The 18,038-nt window shown below is 43.3% G+C and carries 17 protein-coding genes; 4 read left to right on the top strand and 13 right to left on the bottom strand.

The features are described from left to right. Positions 1-21: 21 nt before the first annotated feature. Complete coding sequence (locus OH456_RS10885; RefSeq protein WP_270033453.1) at positions 22-1,113, top strand: ABC transporter ATP-binding protein; 1,092 nt, start codon at positions 22-24, stop codon at positions 1,111-1,113. 46 nt (positions 1,114-1,159) lie between these two features. On the opposite strand, the gene OH456_RS10880 is transcribed toward OH456_RS10885, so the two are convergent. From OH456_RS10880 to OH456_RS10870, 3 genes are all read right to left on the bottom strand, one after another. Beyond that, positions 1,160-1,948: a helix-turn-helix transcriptional regulator gene (locus OH456_RS10880; RefSeq protein WP_270033452.1), complete on the bottom strand. Its 789-nt coding sequence runs from the start codon at positions 1,946-1,948 to the stop codon at positions 1,160-1,162. A 57-nt stretch (positions 1,949-2,005) separates the two neighbouring features. Beyond that, positions 2,006-2,680 carry a GntR family transcriptional regulator gene (locus OH456_RS10875; RefSeq protein ID WP_006070309.1) on the bottom strand — a complete coding sequence of 225 codons (675 nt, stop codon included), beginning with the start codon at positions 2,678-2,680 and terminating at the stop codon, positions 2,006-2,008. Between the two features lie 186 nt (positions 2,681-2,866). Beyond that, a complete protein-coding gene (locus OH456_RS10870) occupies positions 2,867-3,970 on the bottom strand; it encodes a DUF3541 domain-containing protein (protein ID WP_006070310.1) in 1,104 nt (367 codons plus the stop codon). A 244-nt stretch (positions 3,971-4,214) separates the two neighbouring features. On the opposite strand from OH456_RS10870, the gene OH456_RS10865 reads away from it, so the two are divergent. After that, positions 4,215-4,370: a hypothetical protein gene (locus OH456_RS10865; protein WP_006070311.1), complete on the top strand. Its 156-nt coding sequence runs from the start codon at positions 4,215-4,217 to the stop codon at positions 4,368-4,370. Between the two features lie 77 nt (positions 4,371-4,447). Here the strand turns inward: OH456_RS10865 and OH456_RS10860 are convergent, their stop codons facing one another. Continuing rightward, a complete protein-coding gene (locus tag OH456_RS10860; RefSeq protein ID WP_031493454.1) occupies positions 4,448-6,109 on the bottom strand; it encodes a methyl-accepting chemotaxis protein in 1,662 nt (553 codons plus the stop codon). 402 nt (positions 6,110-6,511) lie between these two features. On the opposite strand from OH456_RS10860, the gene OH456_RS10855 reads away from it, so the two are divergent. Then, positions 6,512-6,667, top strand: coding sequence for a hypothetical protein (locus tag OH456_RS10855; protein WP_006070313.1), 156 nt, complete (start codon positions 6,512-6,514; stop codon positions 6,665-6,667). A gap of 29 nt (positions 6,668-6,696) precedes the next feature. Here OH456_RS10855 and OH456_RS10850 read toward each other — a convergent pair whose 3' ends face one another. From OH456_RS10850 to OH456_RS10810, 9 genes are read right to left on the bottom strand one after another with little or no spacing between them, the layout of a single operon-like run. Then, positions 6,697-7,200: a YgjV family protein gene (locus OH456_RS10850; protein ID WP_006070314.1), complete on the bottom strand. Its 504-nt coding sequence runs from the start codon at positions 7,198-7,200 to the stop codon at positions 6,697-6,699. After that, on the bottom strand, positions 7,197-7,826 hold the full coding sequence (locus OH456_RS10845; RefSeq protein WP_198559225.1) for a hypothetical protein: 630 nt from the start codon (positions 7,824-7,826) through the stop codon (positions 7,197-7,199). The genes OH456_RS10850 and OH456_RS10845 overlap by 4 nt, the downstream gene beginning before the upstream one ends. A 56-nt stretch (positions 7,827-7,882) precedes the next feature. After that, positions 7,883-8,512: a bifunctional 4-hydroxy-2-oxoglutarate aldolase/2-dehydro-3-deoxy-phosphogluconate aldolase gene (locus OH456_RS10840; protein ID WP_006070316.1), complete on the bottom strand. Its 630-nt coding sequence runs from the start codon at positions 8,510-8,512 to the stop codon at positions 7,883-7,885. A 9-nt stretch (positions 8,513-8,521) separates the two neighbouring features. Further along, a complete protein-coding gene (locus OH456_RS10835; RefSeq protein ID WP_198559224.1) occupies positions 8,522-9,481 on the bottom strand; it encodes a sugar kinase in 960 nt (319 codons plus the stop codon). A 14-nt stretch (positions 9,482-9,495) separates the two neighbouring features. After that, entirely contained in the window at positions 9,496-10,905 is a 1,410-nt protein-coding gene (gene uxaC / locus OH456_RS10830; protein ID WP_038227453.1) for a glucuronate isomerase, read from the bottom strand. A 21-nt stretch (positions 10,906-10,926) separates the two neighbouring features. Further along, positions 10,927-12,390, bottom strand: coding sequence for a fructuronate reductase (locus OH456_RS10825; RefSeq protein ID WP_096443167.1), 1,464 nt, complete (start codon positions 12,388-12,390; stop codon positions 10,927-10,929). Between the two features lie 12 nt (positions 12,391-12,402). Next, a complete protein-coding gene (locus OH456_RS10820; RefSeq protein ID WP_198559222.1) occupies positions 12,403-14,799 on the bottom strand; it encodes a glycoside hydrolase family 31 protein in 2,397 nt (798 codons plus the stop codon). A gap of 60 nt (positions 14,800-14,859) precedes the next feature. Continuing rightward, positions 14,860-16,161 carry a TRAP transporter large permease gene (locus tag OH456_RS10815; RefSeq protein ID WP_006070321.1) on the bottom strand — a complete coding sequence of 434 codons (1,302 nt, stop codon included), beginning with the start codon at positions 16,159-16,161 and terminating at the stop codon, positions 14,860-14,862. An 18-nt stretch (positions 16,162-16,179) separates the two neighbouring features. Further along, complete coding sequence (locus tag OH456_RS10810) at positions 16,180-16,698, bottom strand: TRAP transporter small permease (protein ID WP_006070322.1); 519 nt, start codon at positions 16,696-16,698, stop codon at positions 16,180-16,182. Positions 16,699-17,006: 308 nt separating this feature from the next. Between OH456_RS10810 and OH456_RS10805 the strand changes: the two genes are divergently transcribed. Next, complete coding sequence (locus tag OH456_RS10805) at positions 17,007-17,996, top strand: TRAP transporter substrate-binding protein (RefSeq protein ID WP_006070323.1); 990 nt, start codon at positions 17,007-17,009, stop codon at positions 17,994-17,996. Positions 17,997-18,038 lie beyond the last annotated feature (42 nt).

Raw genomic sequence — 18,038 nt, 5'->3', positions numbered from 1 at the left:
TTCAACGATGAGAAGAAAGAAATGACAGGATTATCTCTAACAAACGTTAAAAAATCATACGGTGAAACTCAGGTACTGCACGGCATCGATCTGGACATCGACCAAGGCGAATTCATCGTATTCGTTGGGCCTTCAGGTTGCGGTAAGTCTACTCTGCTTCGAATGATTGCGGGCCTTGAGGACATCACTTCAGGTGAGCTTTGTATTGAAGGGGCTCGAGTGAATGAGTTGCCAGCCGCGATGCGGGGCATTGCCATGGTGTTCCAGACTTATGCTCTCTACCCGCATATGACCGTATACGACAATATGGCTTTTGCGATGCGCATAGCGAAGGAGCCGAAAGACGCTATACATGAGCGCGTTATGGAAGCCGCTCGTATGCTGCAACTTGAACCGTATCTTGATCGTCTGCCTAAGGCGCTCTCCGGTGGTCAGCGACAAAGGGTAGCGATTGGTCGAGCGATTGTTCGCCAACCTAAGGTGTTCTTATTCGATGAACCGCTTTCCAATTTAGATGCAGCGTTACGTGTTCAAACGCGAATCGAAATTGCCAACTTGAAGGAAGAGTTAACGGAAACCACGATGATTTACGTGACTCACGATCAAGTAGAAGCAATGACGCTCGCTGACAGAATCGTTGTCTTATCAGCAGGTAAGATTGAGCAAGTAGGCACGCCACTTGAGCTTTATACCAATCCGGCGAATGTGTTTGTGGCTCAGTTTATTGGCTCTCCGGCGATGAACATTAGTAAAGCGCGTATGGAGAAGGCAGGTGAGCACTCCTTGGTTACTGCAGAGAGTGGCCACAACGTAGAAATACCAATTGCAGCAGCACAAGAGCTCAATGGCTGTATGTTACAATTGGGAATCAGACCGGAAGACTTTTTAGTCGCTGAAGAGTCCGATGCACTTATGTCTGGGAAAGTGTTATTTGTCGAATCCTTGGGTGAAGTGACTCTCCTACATATTAATGTTGAAGGACATGATGAAACGGTCGTGGCAAAGTTACCAGGTATCCTTGATTTCCACAAAGGTGAAACCATTCACTTAAAAGCGCAACCAGAGAAAATTCACTTATTTAATGAAGAGGGTATTTCTTTGAAATATCTTTAAATAGAGGTTGTTAGCAATTATTCAAAGAGCTCCTTTCAGGGGCTCTTTAACTTTTAAGAGGTGAACCTAAACCGTTTCTTAAAGCAAATTGAATGAGCTCCGCCTTGCTATCCAAACCAAGACCAATCTGCATACGGTACTTGTGTGATTCAATGGTCCTTGGGCTTAGATGAAGTAATTCACCACATTCTTTAGCGGATTTACCTTGAGCAAGTAACGATAAGATGGTCGTTTGCTTTAGCGTCAGTTTAATGAGTCGTTCATTGTCGGACTCTTGAGCAATACTGCCAGCATTGCCATGTAAACTTAAACGTAAATCAGCATGCTGCCAATAACACAACCACATTTCGGCGACCATTTTTATCTGTCGAGCTAGAGTCTCTGTGAACTCATCATAACCTCGTTCAAAGTTGGTTAACGATATTGCTCCCCACGGTTTGGCAAAGAAACTTAGGGGAATAATGGCGTGCCAACGTCCGCCTTGACGAAAAATACGTTTTAAAACGTATTGACTGGATGTCGCTAATTCTACTTCATCAAATACTCGATAAAGTGATTTCGTTTTGAGCAAGCGCAAGTAGTGTAAATGACTATCATCATCCGACAGATAATCGAACTTATGCAGAGGGGGAATAGTTTCACGAGCACTGGAGAGAGTTTTTTGATCTCGGAGTAGTATTGGAGAGTTTGGATAAACCGTTAGTCTATCCAAACCATAAAACTCAAGTAGTTCTAAGGCGCAGGCATTCCATGTGCCAACAAATTGCTCGATTTCTCCAGCATGCAGTTTTTGGGACTGAGATAAAATCAAAGACTCAAAATTCATTTTCGACATAAAGACTTATTAGCTTTTCAACATACACTAAAAATAATTATAGGCACGTAGATGAAATTAGTGATCGTAACTTTGTTCTAAACAGAAAACTTCTTGAATCGTTTTTGTATTAGCTTGTACAGCGCGCTGAATAATCTCTTCATTTTCATAGCTTACTTGATTGAATGACCCATTCAGTAGACTGAATAGTGACTCAATATCAATCATCTGTTTATAGCTTCTGGTTTTCAGGTAATACAGACGGCGATATCGGGATAGTACACCAAGTATTGTCTTAAGCAGTTGGTGAGAAATAGTTTTTGATTTTTCTTCAGTGAGAGTCAGCAGAAATCGCTGATAAAGTTGCTCTATTCTATCGATATGGTTGAGTGTTAATGGTGATTCTAATAATGCGTGAGATAACTCAGTAACCAAGGTCTTCGCTTTTTTCAGCTGTGCAGGTGCTAGGGGGTATTCTCGTTGAGATAAAAGCTGTGACAAGATGAAGTTTGCAGTGGAAGTGGATTCGATGAACTCTTTCCATGTTAGGTTTGAAACAAAACCTCCCAAATGCGTTTTATATTCGACGAAACCTTCGCTACTTAATGCAATTATGGCTTCTCGCATTGGAGAAAGGCCTACATCATAAAGTTCTGCTAATTCGTTTACTCTGAGTTTTTGACCGGGTGGAAATTGATAATTAATGATATCGGATTTTAAGCGAAGTTTGGCTCGCTCTTTTGCTAGTGACATTCAGTACTCCTTAACCTGAACTACTTTGTAACTAATAATTGCCCGACTGAGTACCGTAAAACTACTGCATTATCGTTGAAAAACGATTAATTATATAAGTGAGGTGTATGGTGGTCGATTAACCACTCCATCAGTTGAATGTTTACTCGAGATTTAGACTACTAGTTAATCGCCATATTCGACGTGCTACTGAGGTTTTGAAATCTTCTTTACGCCGTAAGGGAGTTCAGAGAACAGCTTTGGAACTGTGACTGTGCTTGGTCCCTCTTTGGGCGGTTGCCAATCGAGCAGCATAATAGCAAGGACATTTCGATGTTCCCCATAAGCAAAATCAAAGTCGCCGGAAACTGATGGGATCATGCCTTTATCTTTGTCGATGGCTTTTTGTATCGACACTCTTGTTTTCGCTACAACAGGATCATCATCTAACCCAGCAAGCAAGAAACTTAACCCGACTTCTGCTACGACGTCTTCTTTAGTATGCAAAATGATGTCATCGATGTTTTTTCTAAAGTAGTCGAAGATCCACTGGTGCTCTTTTTCGTCGACCAATCGTTGGTAATAACCCGAGTCTGCGAGGATAATATGCGTCATGCCGTAAAGTTTATTACCGAATTGCTGATTGCTTAATCGGTAGTCCTCACCATCAGGGTAAGTTTTTCTAAATGCAGCGATAAATTCATCAACAAGATCTTGTTCACCGATTTGCTTCAGCCAATAGGCTTGATTTGCTAGTTGAGCAGCCCAAGCTGTAATCATTTCTGGGTCAGTTAATACAGTTTCAAAATCGTATTGCTGTAAAATCGACCTTAGTTTCTTATCGTCTTTATGAACTACACCGTATTCATTCAGTCGTGCCAAATAGCGCAACAAGTCCAGTCCCATATAGAAATATTCAGGTTGCTCTTTAGTTGCTTCGTAGCGACGTTGGCTGCGTTCATCTTTGCCTTTTTTATAGTCGTTAAGTCTTTGCAGAGAATACGCTCGAATGGCTTTAGGCGTGGTTACATCAGCCGCAATTTCATTCACTCTAGAAGTTACGTTGGCAAGATCACCTAAAACGACAGCATTGTATCTAGGGTCTTGTGTTTGCCTATACATACGCAGTCCGAAGTGACCTTGTTTGTAGGCAGACAGAGTAAATAATTGTGACTCGTAGGTGTCTTTAACCACGTTTGCTGACGCCTGAAAATGTTGCTTAGTTGGTGGGGTATCAAGAGTGATGATACTAGCACCAGTTAGCAAAAATACGCTAACAAATATTGCAACGATCGCCTTGTTCATTTTCATAACGTGCAGCCTAAATGGTAAGTGAAAGGTGGATTGTAAAAAGTTATTAATAAACGTGTGTGATTTTGAGGTTAATTTTTATTCAGAATATTTATGAACACTTGATTTTAGATCCCTCACTTTTTCATTTAGCTTGGTTGTAGAAGCGCATAATTTGAAATCGAATTGTTTTTTCCTAGTCTATGTTATGCAGAGGCAGGGAGGCGGCGCTTCTGTCTAATTCTAGTACAGAAGGAGTGACAAAATGAGAACATTATTAGTGACACTTAGCTTGATATTCGTATCATTCTCAAGCTTTGCTGAAAATGGTGGTGCGCCAGGTACCATCTGTCAGATGGAGTCAGGACAAGTGATTACGACTCATCTGGAGCGTTGTCCTAAAAACACAACCAAACTCTGATCATATGTATGATTGAGAAGCTAACACGAACCAGCGATATATCGCTGGTTCGTTTGGTTTTAAAGTGGAGAAACGGTTTATACGGTAAAACGGGATACCAGTTGCTCTAATTGCGTTGCGCGTTGATTTAGATTGTCACTCCCGCTCTTATTTAGACCTGCAAGTTGTGCGGATTCACCACTTTGGTCTGAAATCACCACGATACGTTGAGCTATATCTTTACCGACAATCGCTTGTTCTTCCGTTGCCGTTGCAATTAGCGCGTTCATATCGTGAATATTAGCGATTGCTCGTTGTATTTCTTCGATGGCGGTAGCGGCATCATTGGTTTGACGTACCGTTTCATCTCCTCTAGTTCGGCTGGAGTCCATCGCTCTGACGGCTTCATCGGAAGCGCTTTTGAGTTGCTCGATCATCTGATGGATTTCGCCTGTGCTGTCTTGTGTGCGGCTAGCTAACTGTCGAACTTCATCCGCTACGACGGCGAAACCTCGTCCTTGTTCACCCGCTCGAGCTGCTTCAATAGCTGCATTTAATGCCAGTAAATTAGTTTGCTCGGCAATATCTTGAATAACGGTCAAAGAGGTAGAGATGTTTTTGACATCTTCTTCTAACTTACTGATAACTGAACTTGCTTGGAGGACTTCATCAGCTAGAGCTTGTACCGACGTTGCAGCTGTATTCACCGTTTGTTGGGCATCTCGGGCATTTTCGTCTGCTTGCTGTGCTGATGTTGCAGCGCTAGTGGCGTTAGATGAAATTTCAGAGGATGTTGTCGTCATTTCAGTCATAGCTGTGGCTACTTGTTCGGTCTCTTCTCGCTGATTGGTAGCAAGGCTATCCACCTGCATTGCTCTTCCTTTCATTGCGCGAGTTTCTTCCACAACAATATGGCTGGTCTCCGAGACGTTGGTAATGATCTCCTGGAGACTACTCACAAACGCATTGAAGTTCTCTCCAAGACGTTTAAATTCAGGTGCATCGAAGCTCTCCATTCTTGCAGTCAAGTCGGCATCACCTGTCGCAAACGTTTTTAGCGAAGCATCGAATTTATCAAGTGGCTTCATAATGCTTCGGTTGATGAAGGTAGCCATACCAAATACCACAACCAGTGTCAGTCCAGATAATAAAATGATAGTGATAATTTTCGCATTAAGCGCTTCTGTTGCTTGCTGCTCCATAGCAGAAATAGTGGTGTCTATATCGTCTATGTAAAAACCAGTACCGAGTATCAAATCCCACTCAGGTATATATATCGAGTAGCTTAATTTAGCTTCAGGATTGGTTTGTCCTGGTTTAGGGAAATAGTAGGTAGTAAATGCATTAGATTTGGCGTTATTAATAAGATCTTTAATAAACAAGTTGCCTTTGCTGTCTTTAGCATCGATAAAGTTTTGGCCTAGACCTGAACCATTTTTGCCTACAAGCAGACGATTGCCTTTCGAGTCATAGCCAAATAGATAGCCATTTTCTCCATATTCAAGATTTTTAAGTAGCTGAAGCACCTCTTCTCTCTGGCTTTTTTTCTCAATTAGAGGGAGAAGTGAGGACTTAGCAAGTTGTAAGTAGTTGCGCAGTTCTTGTTTCTTATTAACCAGCAAGCTTTCTCGGGTATCATCAAATTGTTGTTGGTTGAGTTCAGAAACCTTTGAGTAAGTGACTCCTAAAATTCCTAATGTAACGAGTAGTAAAGGAAGTATCGTTAAGACATACAACCGCTTTCGAATAGACAAATTCATAACATTCGTATCCTAATTATTATAATAAATACGCAATTATTGAGTTGCGTATCAATAACAAAGCAAGTGGTGTGCCTAAAATTTATTCAGGGAATGATGTTTGGAAAATAGTTCTTCTACCTGAATGGTTTATAAAGGTTGTGCCCTCAAGTCAGCTAATTTGAAGAAGTGCTTGTCAAATTTTCTATAACGGCTTTTGTTCCGTAACCGGAGAACGATTGCCGCTGAAATTACCGATTATATGATTCAGCGGATAAATCTTGCCATTTAACATATTGATATGGTTTATCTATCTGAAAAATAAAGATAAAAATCAGTTTGCGAGTTGATTTCTTCGACTAAGCTATAAATGACGAAGTAAAGGAAATCGTCATTTTTGAACGTAATGACATGGAGAATAATATGAAAGCAGTCTTTATTTTTATGCTAGGCGTTATGTGTTCGTTCGCTTCTATAGCTGAGGAAGGAGGCGCACCGGGTAATATTTGTCTAACGGAAGCGGGTTTAGTTGTCACTACTCACCTCGATACCTGTCCGAAAACGATGACGAAGCTTTAATAACTTTAGGCAAAGTGTTGAACCAGCATTTATGCTGGTTCGTGTTTTTTCATGCACAAGCGATATATCGTGGTGGTATTAGCTATCAGAAATGTACCTTCGACTAGTGAACCGCCGATAGAGCCAATCCATATATTATGGGTAAACCAACATGCGGAGTTGAATAAAATTAAACTCCGCATTTTGATACCAGATGCGGAGAATAATGCCCATGTACCCACTGCGGAACCAATAATTGGTAAGAGCTCTACAGGAGAGGAGACATTGGGGAGTGTCATGCCAAGTAGAATAACAATGAAGAACCACATAGCGCGCTTAGAGCGAGTTTTAATGGAGACGAAAGCACGAATACCATTGATAGCGACACCTATTGCACCAACCACGGCCCCCATCATGGCAAAATGTATCATCATGATGAAGCAAAATGCGACCATACAGTAACGGAACCGAAGGTCGTCTTTTTGTAAAAATGCCATGATCCCAAAGACAAAAGCAATACCACCAACAAGTTGGGCGAATAGCATTAACGTCATTCTAATTGCTTCTCCAGATAGTTCAGGCAACTTTGTGGGCTGGATAAAACGGTAATGTCAAACTGACACTCCGCTAATGCATATGCCATCGACGCTTGCGCTAACACGATAGCATCATAACGGTTTGTAGAATGTATACGATGCTCAGTGATAGTGTTTGCAATGCTTGAATTGAAAGCCAGCATTGAGCCCGCGACATAATGTTCCCACGCCGCTGGAATAAATAAAAACTCGAATTGAGAATGGTTGTTGGAGCTTTCTAGTAAAGATCGAGTGGGTTCTATCGTACTTTCAAGCGTAACAGCAACAAGTATCCGACTGTAGCCAATGGTTTGTTCTGCCATCGGTCGGTCGACTCGAAAAACACGGTTATCAGGGTAAGCATCCACAATTGGGCCCAGGGTTGAACAAGTGCAGACAATAAAGTCATAGCCTTGAGTAAGCTGATGGTTTAAATAACCTTGAATCTGCTTGACGATAGAGGGAGTTGGCCCTGTTTTGCGTATGTTGCTTAGAAATGATTCTTGGACATCGTGGAATATGTCATGTTTAGGGAGCGATGTTGCGGCTAGAGGTTTAAAGAGGGTGATGTTGCTCGCTAAAGTGTGCAGGAACAAAATCTTCATAAAAATCCTTTTCGTTATTGCTTGGGAGGCTCCTTCTGGAGCCTCAACAATACAGATTAATTATTCACTAATGCAACCGCTTCACGGGTAAGTCGAGCAAGTTCTTCCCATTCCCCAGCTTCGATTAGCTTTTTATCAACCATCCATGTCCCACCACAAGCGAGTACACGAGGGATCGCTAGGTAGTCTTTGATATTCTTAGGATTGATTCCGCCAGTTGGCATTAAGCAAACATCACCGTAGGGTGCCAACAGTGATTTCACCATACTAACGCCACCAGATGCTTCCGCTGGGAAGAATTTTAAAGTAGTGAGCCCCATTTCTAGCGCCGCCTCAACCGTACTTGGGTTGTTGACTCCGGGTACAATGTCGATCTCAAGCTCTTGACACGCTTTAACGGTATTTGGGTTGAAACCAGGTGAAACAATAAATGTCGCTCCTGCTTCTTTTGCTGCAATCACTTGCTCGCGATTTAAAACCGTACCAGCTCCAATCAACATGTCTGGTTGCGCTTCTCTTAGCAAACGAATCGCTTCGACTGCAGCCTCAGAACGGAAAGTGATCTCTGCAGCAGGTAGGCCGTTTTCAGCCAGCACTTTGCCTAAAGGGATGATATCTTCCGCTTTGTCGATAGCGATAACAGGGATGACTTTAAGCGCCTGTAGTTGTTCGTTGATAGTCGACATGTAAATTCCTTAATTTTTTTTGGTCACGACATCAGTCGCAGTCTTGGGGATTATTGCCCCTTTATGTTGAATTACGATTCCCGCGAGGCGATTGCCTCTCTGACAAGAGTGCTCCATTGAGCCGCCAGCGAGATAACAAGAGAGGAAGCCGCCGTTAAATGAGTCGCCCGCCGATGTTGTATCTACAACATTTTTCACGGGCTGCGTGGGAACGGTTAGGGATTGCTTGCCAAAGTTTTCTGAAACTAAGCAACCCTCTGAGCCCAGTTTTAGCACAACATTTTTGATGCCCTCACTATGAAGTCGTTCTATGGTTACTTGAGGGTTGAGGTCTCCCCAAATTAGCTTTTCATCATCAAAGGTGACTAATGCTATATCAGTAAGTTGATACATCTGGCGGTAGTTTTCTTTGACGGTAATAAGTTCATCTGAAGGCCACAAAGCTGGACGATAGTTGCTATCAAAGCTTATTTCGACATCATTTCGTTTTAGCTCGTTAAGTAAGCCGAAAAGTTTGACTCGATCCTCAGTGGGTAAAATAGCTAAGCTGATGCCGCTGAGAAAGACCATATTTGTCGACTTTAGAGCGTGAGCAATGGTGTCAAAATTAGGGTGTTGTAACAGGTATTTTGCTGCTGACTGGTTACGCCAATAGAGAAACGTCCGTTCCCCTTGTTCGTCTAGCTGAATAAGATAGAGACCGGGCGTTCGATCCCCGTCACGCAACACGAACTGCGTATCGATATTTTCATCTTGCCAACGCGCAATCATTCCTTCGCTGATCGCGTCGGTTCCCAAAGCGCTGACAAAGGAGGTTCTTATTAAGGTGTCCTCAGAGTTAAGCTGACAGCCACGGTTCAAATAAACCGCGGCATTAAGCGTATCTCCACCAAACGTCTGATGCATCTCACCAAATGGTTTCCCATTTAGTTCAATCATACATTCACCAATGATGGCGATATGTTTCATCGTAAGTCTCCCAATTACTTGATGGAAAAATAACGCTTGGCGTTGTTAAAACAGATATCTTCAACCATAGGACCTAACAGTGATAGGTCGTTTGGTACTTCGCCATTTTCCGCCCAGCGACCAATCATGTCACACAAGATACGACGGAAATACTCGTGGCGAGTGTAAGAAAGGAAGCTGCGAGAGTCTGTCAACATACCAACAAACTGGCTTAGTAAACCCAGTTGAGACAACTGTTCCATTTGTCGCTGCATTCCATCTTTTTGGTCGTTAAACCACCAACCAGAGCCAAATTGAACTTTGCCCGCAATGCCGCCACCTTGGAAGTTTCCAATCATCGTCGCCATCATTTCGTTATCACGAGGATTTAGGCAGTAAAGAATGGTTTTAGGTAGTTCATTACTTTGATCCATTTCATCAAGAAGATGAGCTAATTCGAATGCGAAGGTACGGTCACTGATGGAGTCGAAGCCGGCATCTGCACCAAGCATTTGGAACATGCGCGTATTGTTGTTTCGCTGTGCGCCAATGTGCAGTTGCATTACCCAACCTAGCTTGGCATAGCGTTTACCTAACCAGACTTGTACCGCAGTAGAAAACTGTGCGCACTCTTCTTCTGTGAGTTTTTCTCCGCTTAAGCGGCGTTTTATCAGGTGGTCTAATGCTTGCTCTGATGGAACTTGTGCGTAACGAACGATTTCAATGCCATGATCGGCTGCACGACAGCCGTGAGCATCGAAGTGAGAAAGACGTCGATCAAGTGCGTCAAGCAGGGTTGCGAAACTGTTAATCTCAACATCTGCTGCGCGGCCTAGTAACGTCATATAGTCTGCAAAACCATCCAACTCAATTTTGAAGGCTTTATCAGGACGCCAACTAGGCAGTACTTCAATATCGAAACTTTCATCATCAGCAATCGCTTTATGATGTTCAAGCGTATCGACTGGGTCATCAGTTGTCCCGGCCATGACAACATTCATTTGCTTCATAATACCGCGTGCTGAAAACTCAGGCGTTTGTAGCAGCTCGTTACAATGGTTCCAAATGGTGTCAGCCGTCTCGGGACTAAGTCGCTTCCCTGTAATACCAAATGGTCGACGCAACTCTAAATGCGTCCAGTGATAGAGCGGGTTACCTAACGTCATAGGCACTGTCTTTGCCCACGCTTGAAATTTGTCGTAATCAGAGGCAGAACCTGTGATCAATTGCTCTTGAATACCAGCTGAGCGCATACCGCGCCATTTGTAGTGGTCGCCTTCAAGCCAAATTTGACCGAGGTTATCGAACTTACGATTGCTTGCAACTTCGGCTGGATTTAAGTGGCAGTGATAATCGTAAATTGGCTGGTCCGCCGCATGCTCATGATAAAGGCGGCGAGCAGTTTCATTACTCAGTAAAAAATCTTCACATAGAAAGTCTTTCATCATTAATTCCTTAACTCACCCTTAAAGTGCCGCGACGGTCGCTTTTGCACCATTGTCGATTAGTGATTGATAAGCGCTCGAAACGGCGTCTATAACCTGAAGGTCACGGCCAATATCAGCTGGGAAAATTGCTTCGATGCCAAGTAATGCTGGGACGACAGTGACATTCAGACCGTGCTGTTCGCAGACACTACGAAGCATCGTCGCCATTGGGTCGCGGACGTCGATTTCGTTACCTTGCTCATCAACACCAGACACATAGCGCATCCAGCCAGCGATACCTGCGGCAAGCCATTTAAATTCAGAACCTTGGTCTAGATGGAATTTTAGGCTTCCCCCCATACGTTGAGGGATCTTTTGGCTACCGTCCATCGCGATCTGCCAAGTCTTATGTTTTAAGCTAGGGTTAGTGAAACGATCAATGAGCAGCTTGGCGTAAGCTTCTAAATCTGTCCCTTCGGGCATCTTAAGCGATGGGGCTTGCGCTAACATCATCATATCGAAAGCGGCTTTGCGATAACCGGCATCTGTCATCGTGTCTGAGATATGAGCGTAACCACCGAGGTAACCTAAGTAAGCTAAGAATGAGTGACTACCGTTGAGCATTCTTAGCTTCATCTCTTCATAAGGCACAACGTCTGCGACAAACTCTGCACCAGCAATGTTCCAATCTGGACGACCAGCTACGAAGTTGTCTTCAATTACCCATTGACGGAAAGGTTCACAAGCAATACCACATGGGTCTTCAACGCCGAGTAGTTCAGTAATCTCACGTAGCGTTTCTTCCGTTGCTGCCGGAACGATACGGTCTACCATAGTGCAAGGGAAAGTTACGTTTGCTTCAATCCAGGCACCTAGCTCAGCATCTAGTAACTTGGCGAATTCTAAAATAGCCGCTTTCGCCACGTGACCGTTTTCTTGTACATTGTCGCAAGACATGACGGTAAATGGCGATAGACCACGTTCGCGACGAACTTTCAAAGCTTGAACTATGTAGCCTAGTGCTGATTTTGGAGAAGATGGGTTTTCTAAGTCGGCAATGACTAAAGGATTGTTCTTATCTAATCGACCAGTAGCAGGGTCTGCGCAGTAGCCTTTTTCAGTGATAGTCATTGAAACAATGGCGACCTGTGGTTCGGCCATTTTCTCAATAACAGCATCGATGCCGTCTAAACTTGGGTGTAGAGATTCTGTTACTGAACCAATGACCTTGACGTCTGTCGATAGAGCGCCTTTTTCAGCTACACTATATAAATGATCTTGCGCACGTAGCGAAGTAATTAATTCTTCTCCACCGAAAAGGTTGATTTCACAAATACCCCAGTCGCTTTGTGATTTTCGCGCAACTTCATCAGTAAAGAGTCCTTGGTGTGCGCGGTGGAATGCACCGAAGCCTAGATGAACGATTCGTGATTTCAGCTCAGAACGCGGGTAGTTAGGTTGGCTTACAGATGCGTTCAGTGTGTGGTTACTGATATTTGTCATTGAATCGGTTCCTTATTTAGCCGCTGAAAGTGGAAACGCATCACCGTTTTGATATGTGTTTCCGTTAACGATGAGTTGACGTTTTTCGCTGTTTGGAAGGTTCAGCGTTAATGTGTCATATGCCGGTAGGAAGTCACCGGTACGAGTAATATTCAAAGTAATGGTGTTGTTGTCGCAAACCATTTCGATATTCAGAGTAATATGGTTGCCTGTTAGATAACCGTTAGACTCACCGTCATCATCAAAAATGCTACATTGACTCTGTCCTACCCCTTGAAGTGGGTAAATATTTAGGCCACGACTGTCATCTTTTTGGGCGTTGGCATTAGCGATTCTCGCACTTGTCGGGATCACTGCACCTGCACGAGCAAGCAGAGGGATGCGCTCTAGTGGTGCGGCGACGGAAATGGTGTTACCAGCGCTATACCATTGACCTGTGTAGAAGTCGTACCAACCATCCTTGTTATTTGGAAGATAGATGTCACGTTCACGTTGTCCTTCTTCTACTACGGAAGCGACGAGTAGATCTTTGCCTAGTAGGTAGTCGTCATTTTCGATAAACGTATTTTCATCATGCTCATGGTCCAGGAACGTAGGGCGAAGCATTGGTTCATCATGAGTATGAGCTTGATACAACGAATCATAGATGTACGGAAGAAGCTGGTAACGAATCTTCATAGCGTCACGAATAATAGGAGTGACAGTTGGATGCATCCAAGGTTCGTTAACGCTACCATCGTCATTCCAAGAGTGGATGGTGAAACGTGGGTGCATAACACCGTTCTGTACCCAACGAGCGAAGAGTTCAGGATCAGGCTTGTCACCCGAGAAACCACCAACATCATGACCAAGGTTATACAAGCCAGACAAGCTCATACCTAAACCCATTTTGATATTGTATTTTAAGCTGGTCCAGTTGGTTCTGTTGTCACCACTCCAAGTTTGAACGTAGCGGTTCATCCCAGGGCACCCTGAGCGTGAAATCAAGTATGGGCGAAGTTCTGGAGCAAACTCGGTTTGCGCTTCGTAAGAAGCACGCATCATGAGTAATGGTTGCAGCGGGCGAATCAAGCCAACAGGAATCTCTTTGCCGAACCCGAAGCAACGTGCACTCTTGTCCCATATCTCGTATTCGTTGTTGTCATTCCAAGTAGAATCGATGCCTTTCTCTAATAACTGCTCTTTAACATTGTCCTGCCACCACTTGATAGTTTCTGGATTGGTAAAATCAAGGTGTGAGCCGTCCGCGTCCCAGAACACCGAGTTTTCTGGTACGTCATACTCGGAATCTTTAATGAACAAGCCTTTCTCTTTGACTTCATCGAAACGAGGGTGATCATGTAGCAAACAAGGCTTAATATTTGCGGCTAGCTTCAGCCCATGAGCATGGAAATGGTCTGACATTGCATTTGGATTAGGAACTTTTTCGTAGTTCCAGTTGAAGACATAGCGTTTGTCCCCGATAGACGTATAACCCGAAGAAAGTTGGAACGAGTCACAAGGAATACCGTGCTCTGCACATTGGTCTACAAAACCTTCTAGTAGCTCCTGAGAATTAGGTGCGTCTGTGTATTGCATGGTTGAGCCGCTGTAACCCAAGCTCCATTTTGGACCAAAGGCAGTGCCACCAGTTAAACGGACAAACTGTTGAGTCACATTTTTGATGCTTTCGCCGTACATGAAATACAGATCTAGGTCACCGTCTTCGGCACGATAGCTACGGTATTTGATGTGGTAGTTATCCAGCTCATTTCCTAAATCAAACCAGCAACTTGCTAAGTTGTCATAAAAGACACCAAACGATGCGCCACTTTCATCAGAGGTCGTTTTAGTTATATAGAAAGGAACATGTTTGTACAGAGGATCGGTCTTGCTTGCGTCATAACCCATTGCATCGAGGTTGCGCATCTCAAAACGACGACCTTCACGATTGAGGTTGCCAGTCTTCTCTCCAAGACCGTAGTATAGTTCGTTGTCACCACGATTCATAAAGTGGGCAATACCTGGTTCACTAACACCCAATTGGTATGCACCTGTTTTGCGATCTTTAGTTAATGGTTTCCACTCACCGTTTACTTTATGTTCCCACTCCATCCATAGAGGCTGGTGGACGGTTAAACGCAACTGCTCTGTCTCGATGTGTAGAGTATCTTGGTTTTCATAGAGTTCGAAAGTAGGTAAGGTGAACCCCTCTAGTGACATTCTGTCGCGACCTTCCCATGGTACATCGTTACCATCGGGTGCCACCATCCAAGTTCTGTCAAGGCGAAGAGTATTGTGACGTTGGAATAACACACGAATTAGATGGTTCTCTAGCACGAATAAATGAAGAGTGTGTTTGTCGTCGCAGCTTAGAATGATTTCGTTATTATTTTGCTGCTTAAATTGCCAGTTTCTAATGGTCTTCACTTTAGAATTCCTTTCAATAGAGAGAGCCCAAACGGGCTCTCAGAATGATATTTGGTGAGATTAGTAGCCTAGGAATAGTTGAGGTAGTATCAGGCTTACTTGAGGTACGAAAGTCACTAGCATTAGTGCTAGTACCAATACAGCGTAGAAAGGCAGTAATGGTTTGATAACTTTGTCGATCTTCACATCGCCTACAGAACAACCGATAAACAGTGCACTACCTACAGGTGGAGTACAGATACCGATACATAGGTTGAAGGTCATCATGATACCGAAGTGAACTGGATCCATACCTAGGTCCATCGCGATTGGAAGGAAAATAGGTGTAAAGATCAGTAGCGCTGGCGTCATATCCATGAAGATACCGACAATAAGCAGAATCAAGTTGATGATCAGTAGAATGATCAATGGGTTTTCCGATACGGCTAATAAGGCATCACTTATCATATAAGGGATATCAGCGTTCGCCATTGCCCACGACATGCCCATTGACGCACCGATAAGTAGTAAAACAATGGATGTCGTAACGACAGATTCAAGAATGATGCCCGGAAGCTGTTTGATTGATACTTCACGATAGAAAACTACAGCCAGCAATAGCGTATAAACAACAGCAATGGCAGATGCTTCAGTTGCTGTGAAAATACCGCCGATGATACCGCCCATGATGACGATGATTAAGCTCAGCGCTGGTAAAGCATCAAGTGTTTTCTTAATGACGACAGAGGTAGATGGCTTAGCGGCAACAGGATAGCCTCGTTTCTTCGCAATAATAGCGGCAACGATCATAAGGCCAAGGCCCATAATCATTCCTGGGATGTAACCCGCTAGGAAAAGTGCGCCGATTGATGTGCCACCGGAAATAAGAGAGTAAACAATGAATGTGTTACTTGGTGGAATCAATAGGCCAGTTGGACACGAAGTAATGTTAACAGCTGCAGAGTAGGCTGGGTCATAGCCTTCCTTCTTTTGTAGCGGTGCCATAGTGCCACCAACAGCTGCGCCAGAGGCCACGGCTGAACCTGAAATAGCACCAAACATCATGTTAGCAAGTACGTTTACGTGAGCTAATGACCCTGGGAGGCGGCCACCAAGTACTTTTGCGAACTCAATAAGGCGAAGTGCAATACCGCCTTGGTTCATGATATTACCCGCTAGGATAAAGAATGGTATTGCTAGTAGAGCAAAGCTATCAAGGCCGGATGCCATTTTCTGAGAAATAACGGCGATAGCGGCATCAAAAGGTAGTGTCATCATTACCGTTAATAATGACGCAATACCAATAGCGAACGAAATAGGAACCCCTAATCCTAGGAAAAGGAAAAAGCTACCAAATAAAACAATAATTATTTGCCATTCCACAGTAATATTCCTTATTAATTATTGGTTTGAAAGAGTGGAAGAGTTGGTATTTTTTGAGGTCATAAAAGCGATATTCTCAAGAATATCTTGGACCAAATAAATCACCATAAATAAGCCCGCAAGAGGAATTGCGGCATACACTAAACCCATCTCTATACCTAGAGCGGGAGATACTTGACCTGTCGCTAGAGTTTTTAACATTAATCTACCGCCACCATAGACCATAATGATGGAGGCGAAAGACATGCTGATCATATTAATCAGTAACTTCAACTTGTTATGTTTAGCTTCGTCGTGTTCGATTTTCATTGCTAATAAGTCAATAGCAAGGTGGCGTTTTTGTCCTAGCGTATAAGCTGCACCCATCAAACCGACCCAGATAAAGAGAAAACGGGCAACTTCATCAGTGAATGTACTTGGCGCGTTTAATACATAGCGAGAGAACACCTGCCAAGACACGCAAACAACTAAAACACTACTCAGCGAAATACAGAATAAGGATAAAACCTTATTCATTATCGTAATGAGCTTATTCATAACATCTCCTAGTTGACGAAATCCTTCGTCTTATAATTTGGAAAAAGAGCAAGAGGTAAGGTTGAGCAGATTTAAACACAGTAAATTGAAACCGCTTGTGACAAATCTCACAATAAAATTGGTCCAACCAATTTTAGCGATGAAAGTATGACATTGGTCAACCAATTCGATTTTTTACGTTGATTATTGGTTGGTGATGGTTCAGATTGATAGCGTAGTTAATAAGAAACGGAATTTAGCCATAATTGGTTAACCGAATTGTAATAATTAATCCTATAACTGAACATAAATTGAATGGAGACTCCCCTATGCGTTGGAACAAAACAGCACTAACAACTTTCGTTACTTGTGCTCTCGCTGCATCGACTTCTTTTACCGCTTCTGCAGTAACCACGCTAAAACTTAGCCACAACCAAGACCGTAATCACCCTGTGCATAAATCAATGCAGTACATGGCTGATGAAGTGAAAGAGCTGACAGATGGTGAAGTTCGTATCCGTATTTATCCGAATGGACAGCTTGGCACTCAACGTGAATCGATGGAATTGCTACAGAATGGTGCTTTAGACATTGCGAAATCAAATGCGAGTGAAATGGAAGCGTTTGAACCAGCTTATGGTGCGTTTAACATTCCTTATATCTTCCGTGACCGTGACCACTACTACCGTGTAATGCAAGGTGAAGTAGGTGAAAAAATCCTAGATTCCTCTCACGATAAAGGTTTTGTTGGTTTAACTTATTATGATGCTGGTGCTCGCAGCTTCTACGCCTCAAAAGCCATTAAAACACCTGCTGATCTTAGTGGTATGAAAATCCGCGTTCAGCCAAGTCCAACTGCTGTTGAAATGATTAAACTGATGGGTGGTTCGCCAACTCCACTATCTTACGGTGAGCTATACACAGCAATGCAACAAGGCGTTGTTGATGGTGCAGAAAACAACCCTACAGCGCTAACAACCGCTCGTCACGGTGAAGTTGCTAAAGTATTTAGCCAAGATGAGCATACGATGATTCCAGATGTTCTAGTAATCAGCTCTAAAGTTTGGGACAAGCTGCCGAAAGACCAGCAAGAAGCTCTTAAGAAAGCGGCTAAAGATTCCATGATGTATCACAAAGATCTATGGACCAAAATGACGAACGAAGCTATCGAGAAAGCAAAAGATAGCATGGGCGTAGAGTTTGTAACTGTAGAAAAACAACCATTTGTTGATGCAGTGAAACCAATGCACGATGCGGCGTTGAATAACCCTGCAATTGCAGACTACGTACGCGATATCGATGCGTTAGCAGTTCAATAATTAATGAGTTTTTGGGAGCACGATTTGTGCTCCCGCTTTCGG

The sequence above is a fragment of the Vibrio sp. La 4.2.2 genome (assembly GCF_027586995.1).
GTDB classification, from domain to species: Bacteria; Pseudomonadota; Gammaproteobacteria; order Enterobacterales; family Vibrionaceae; genus Vibrio; species Vibrio mediterranei.
This window is presented reverse-complemented; position numbering and strand designations above follow the sequence as displayed.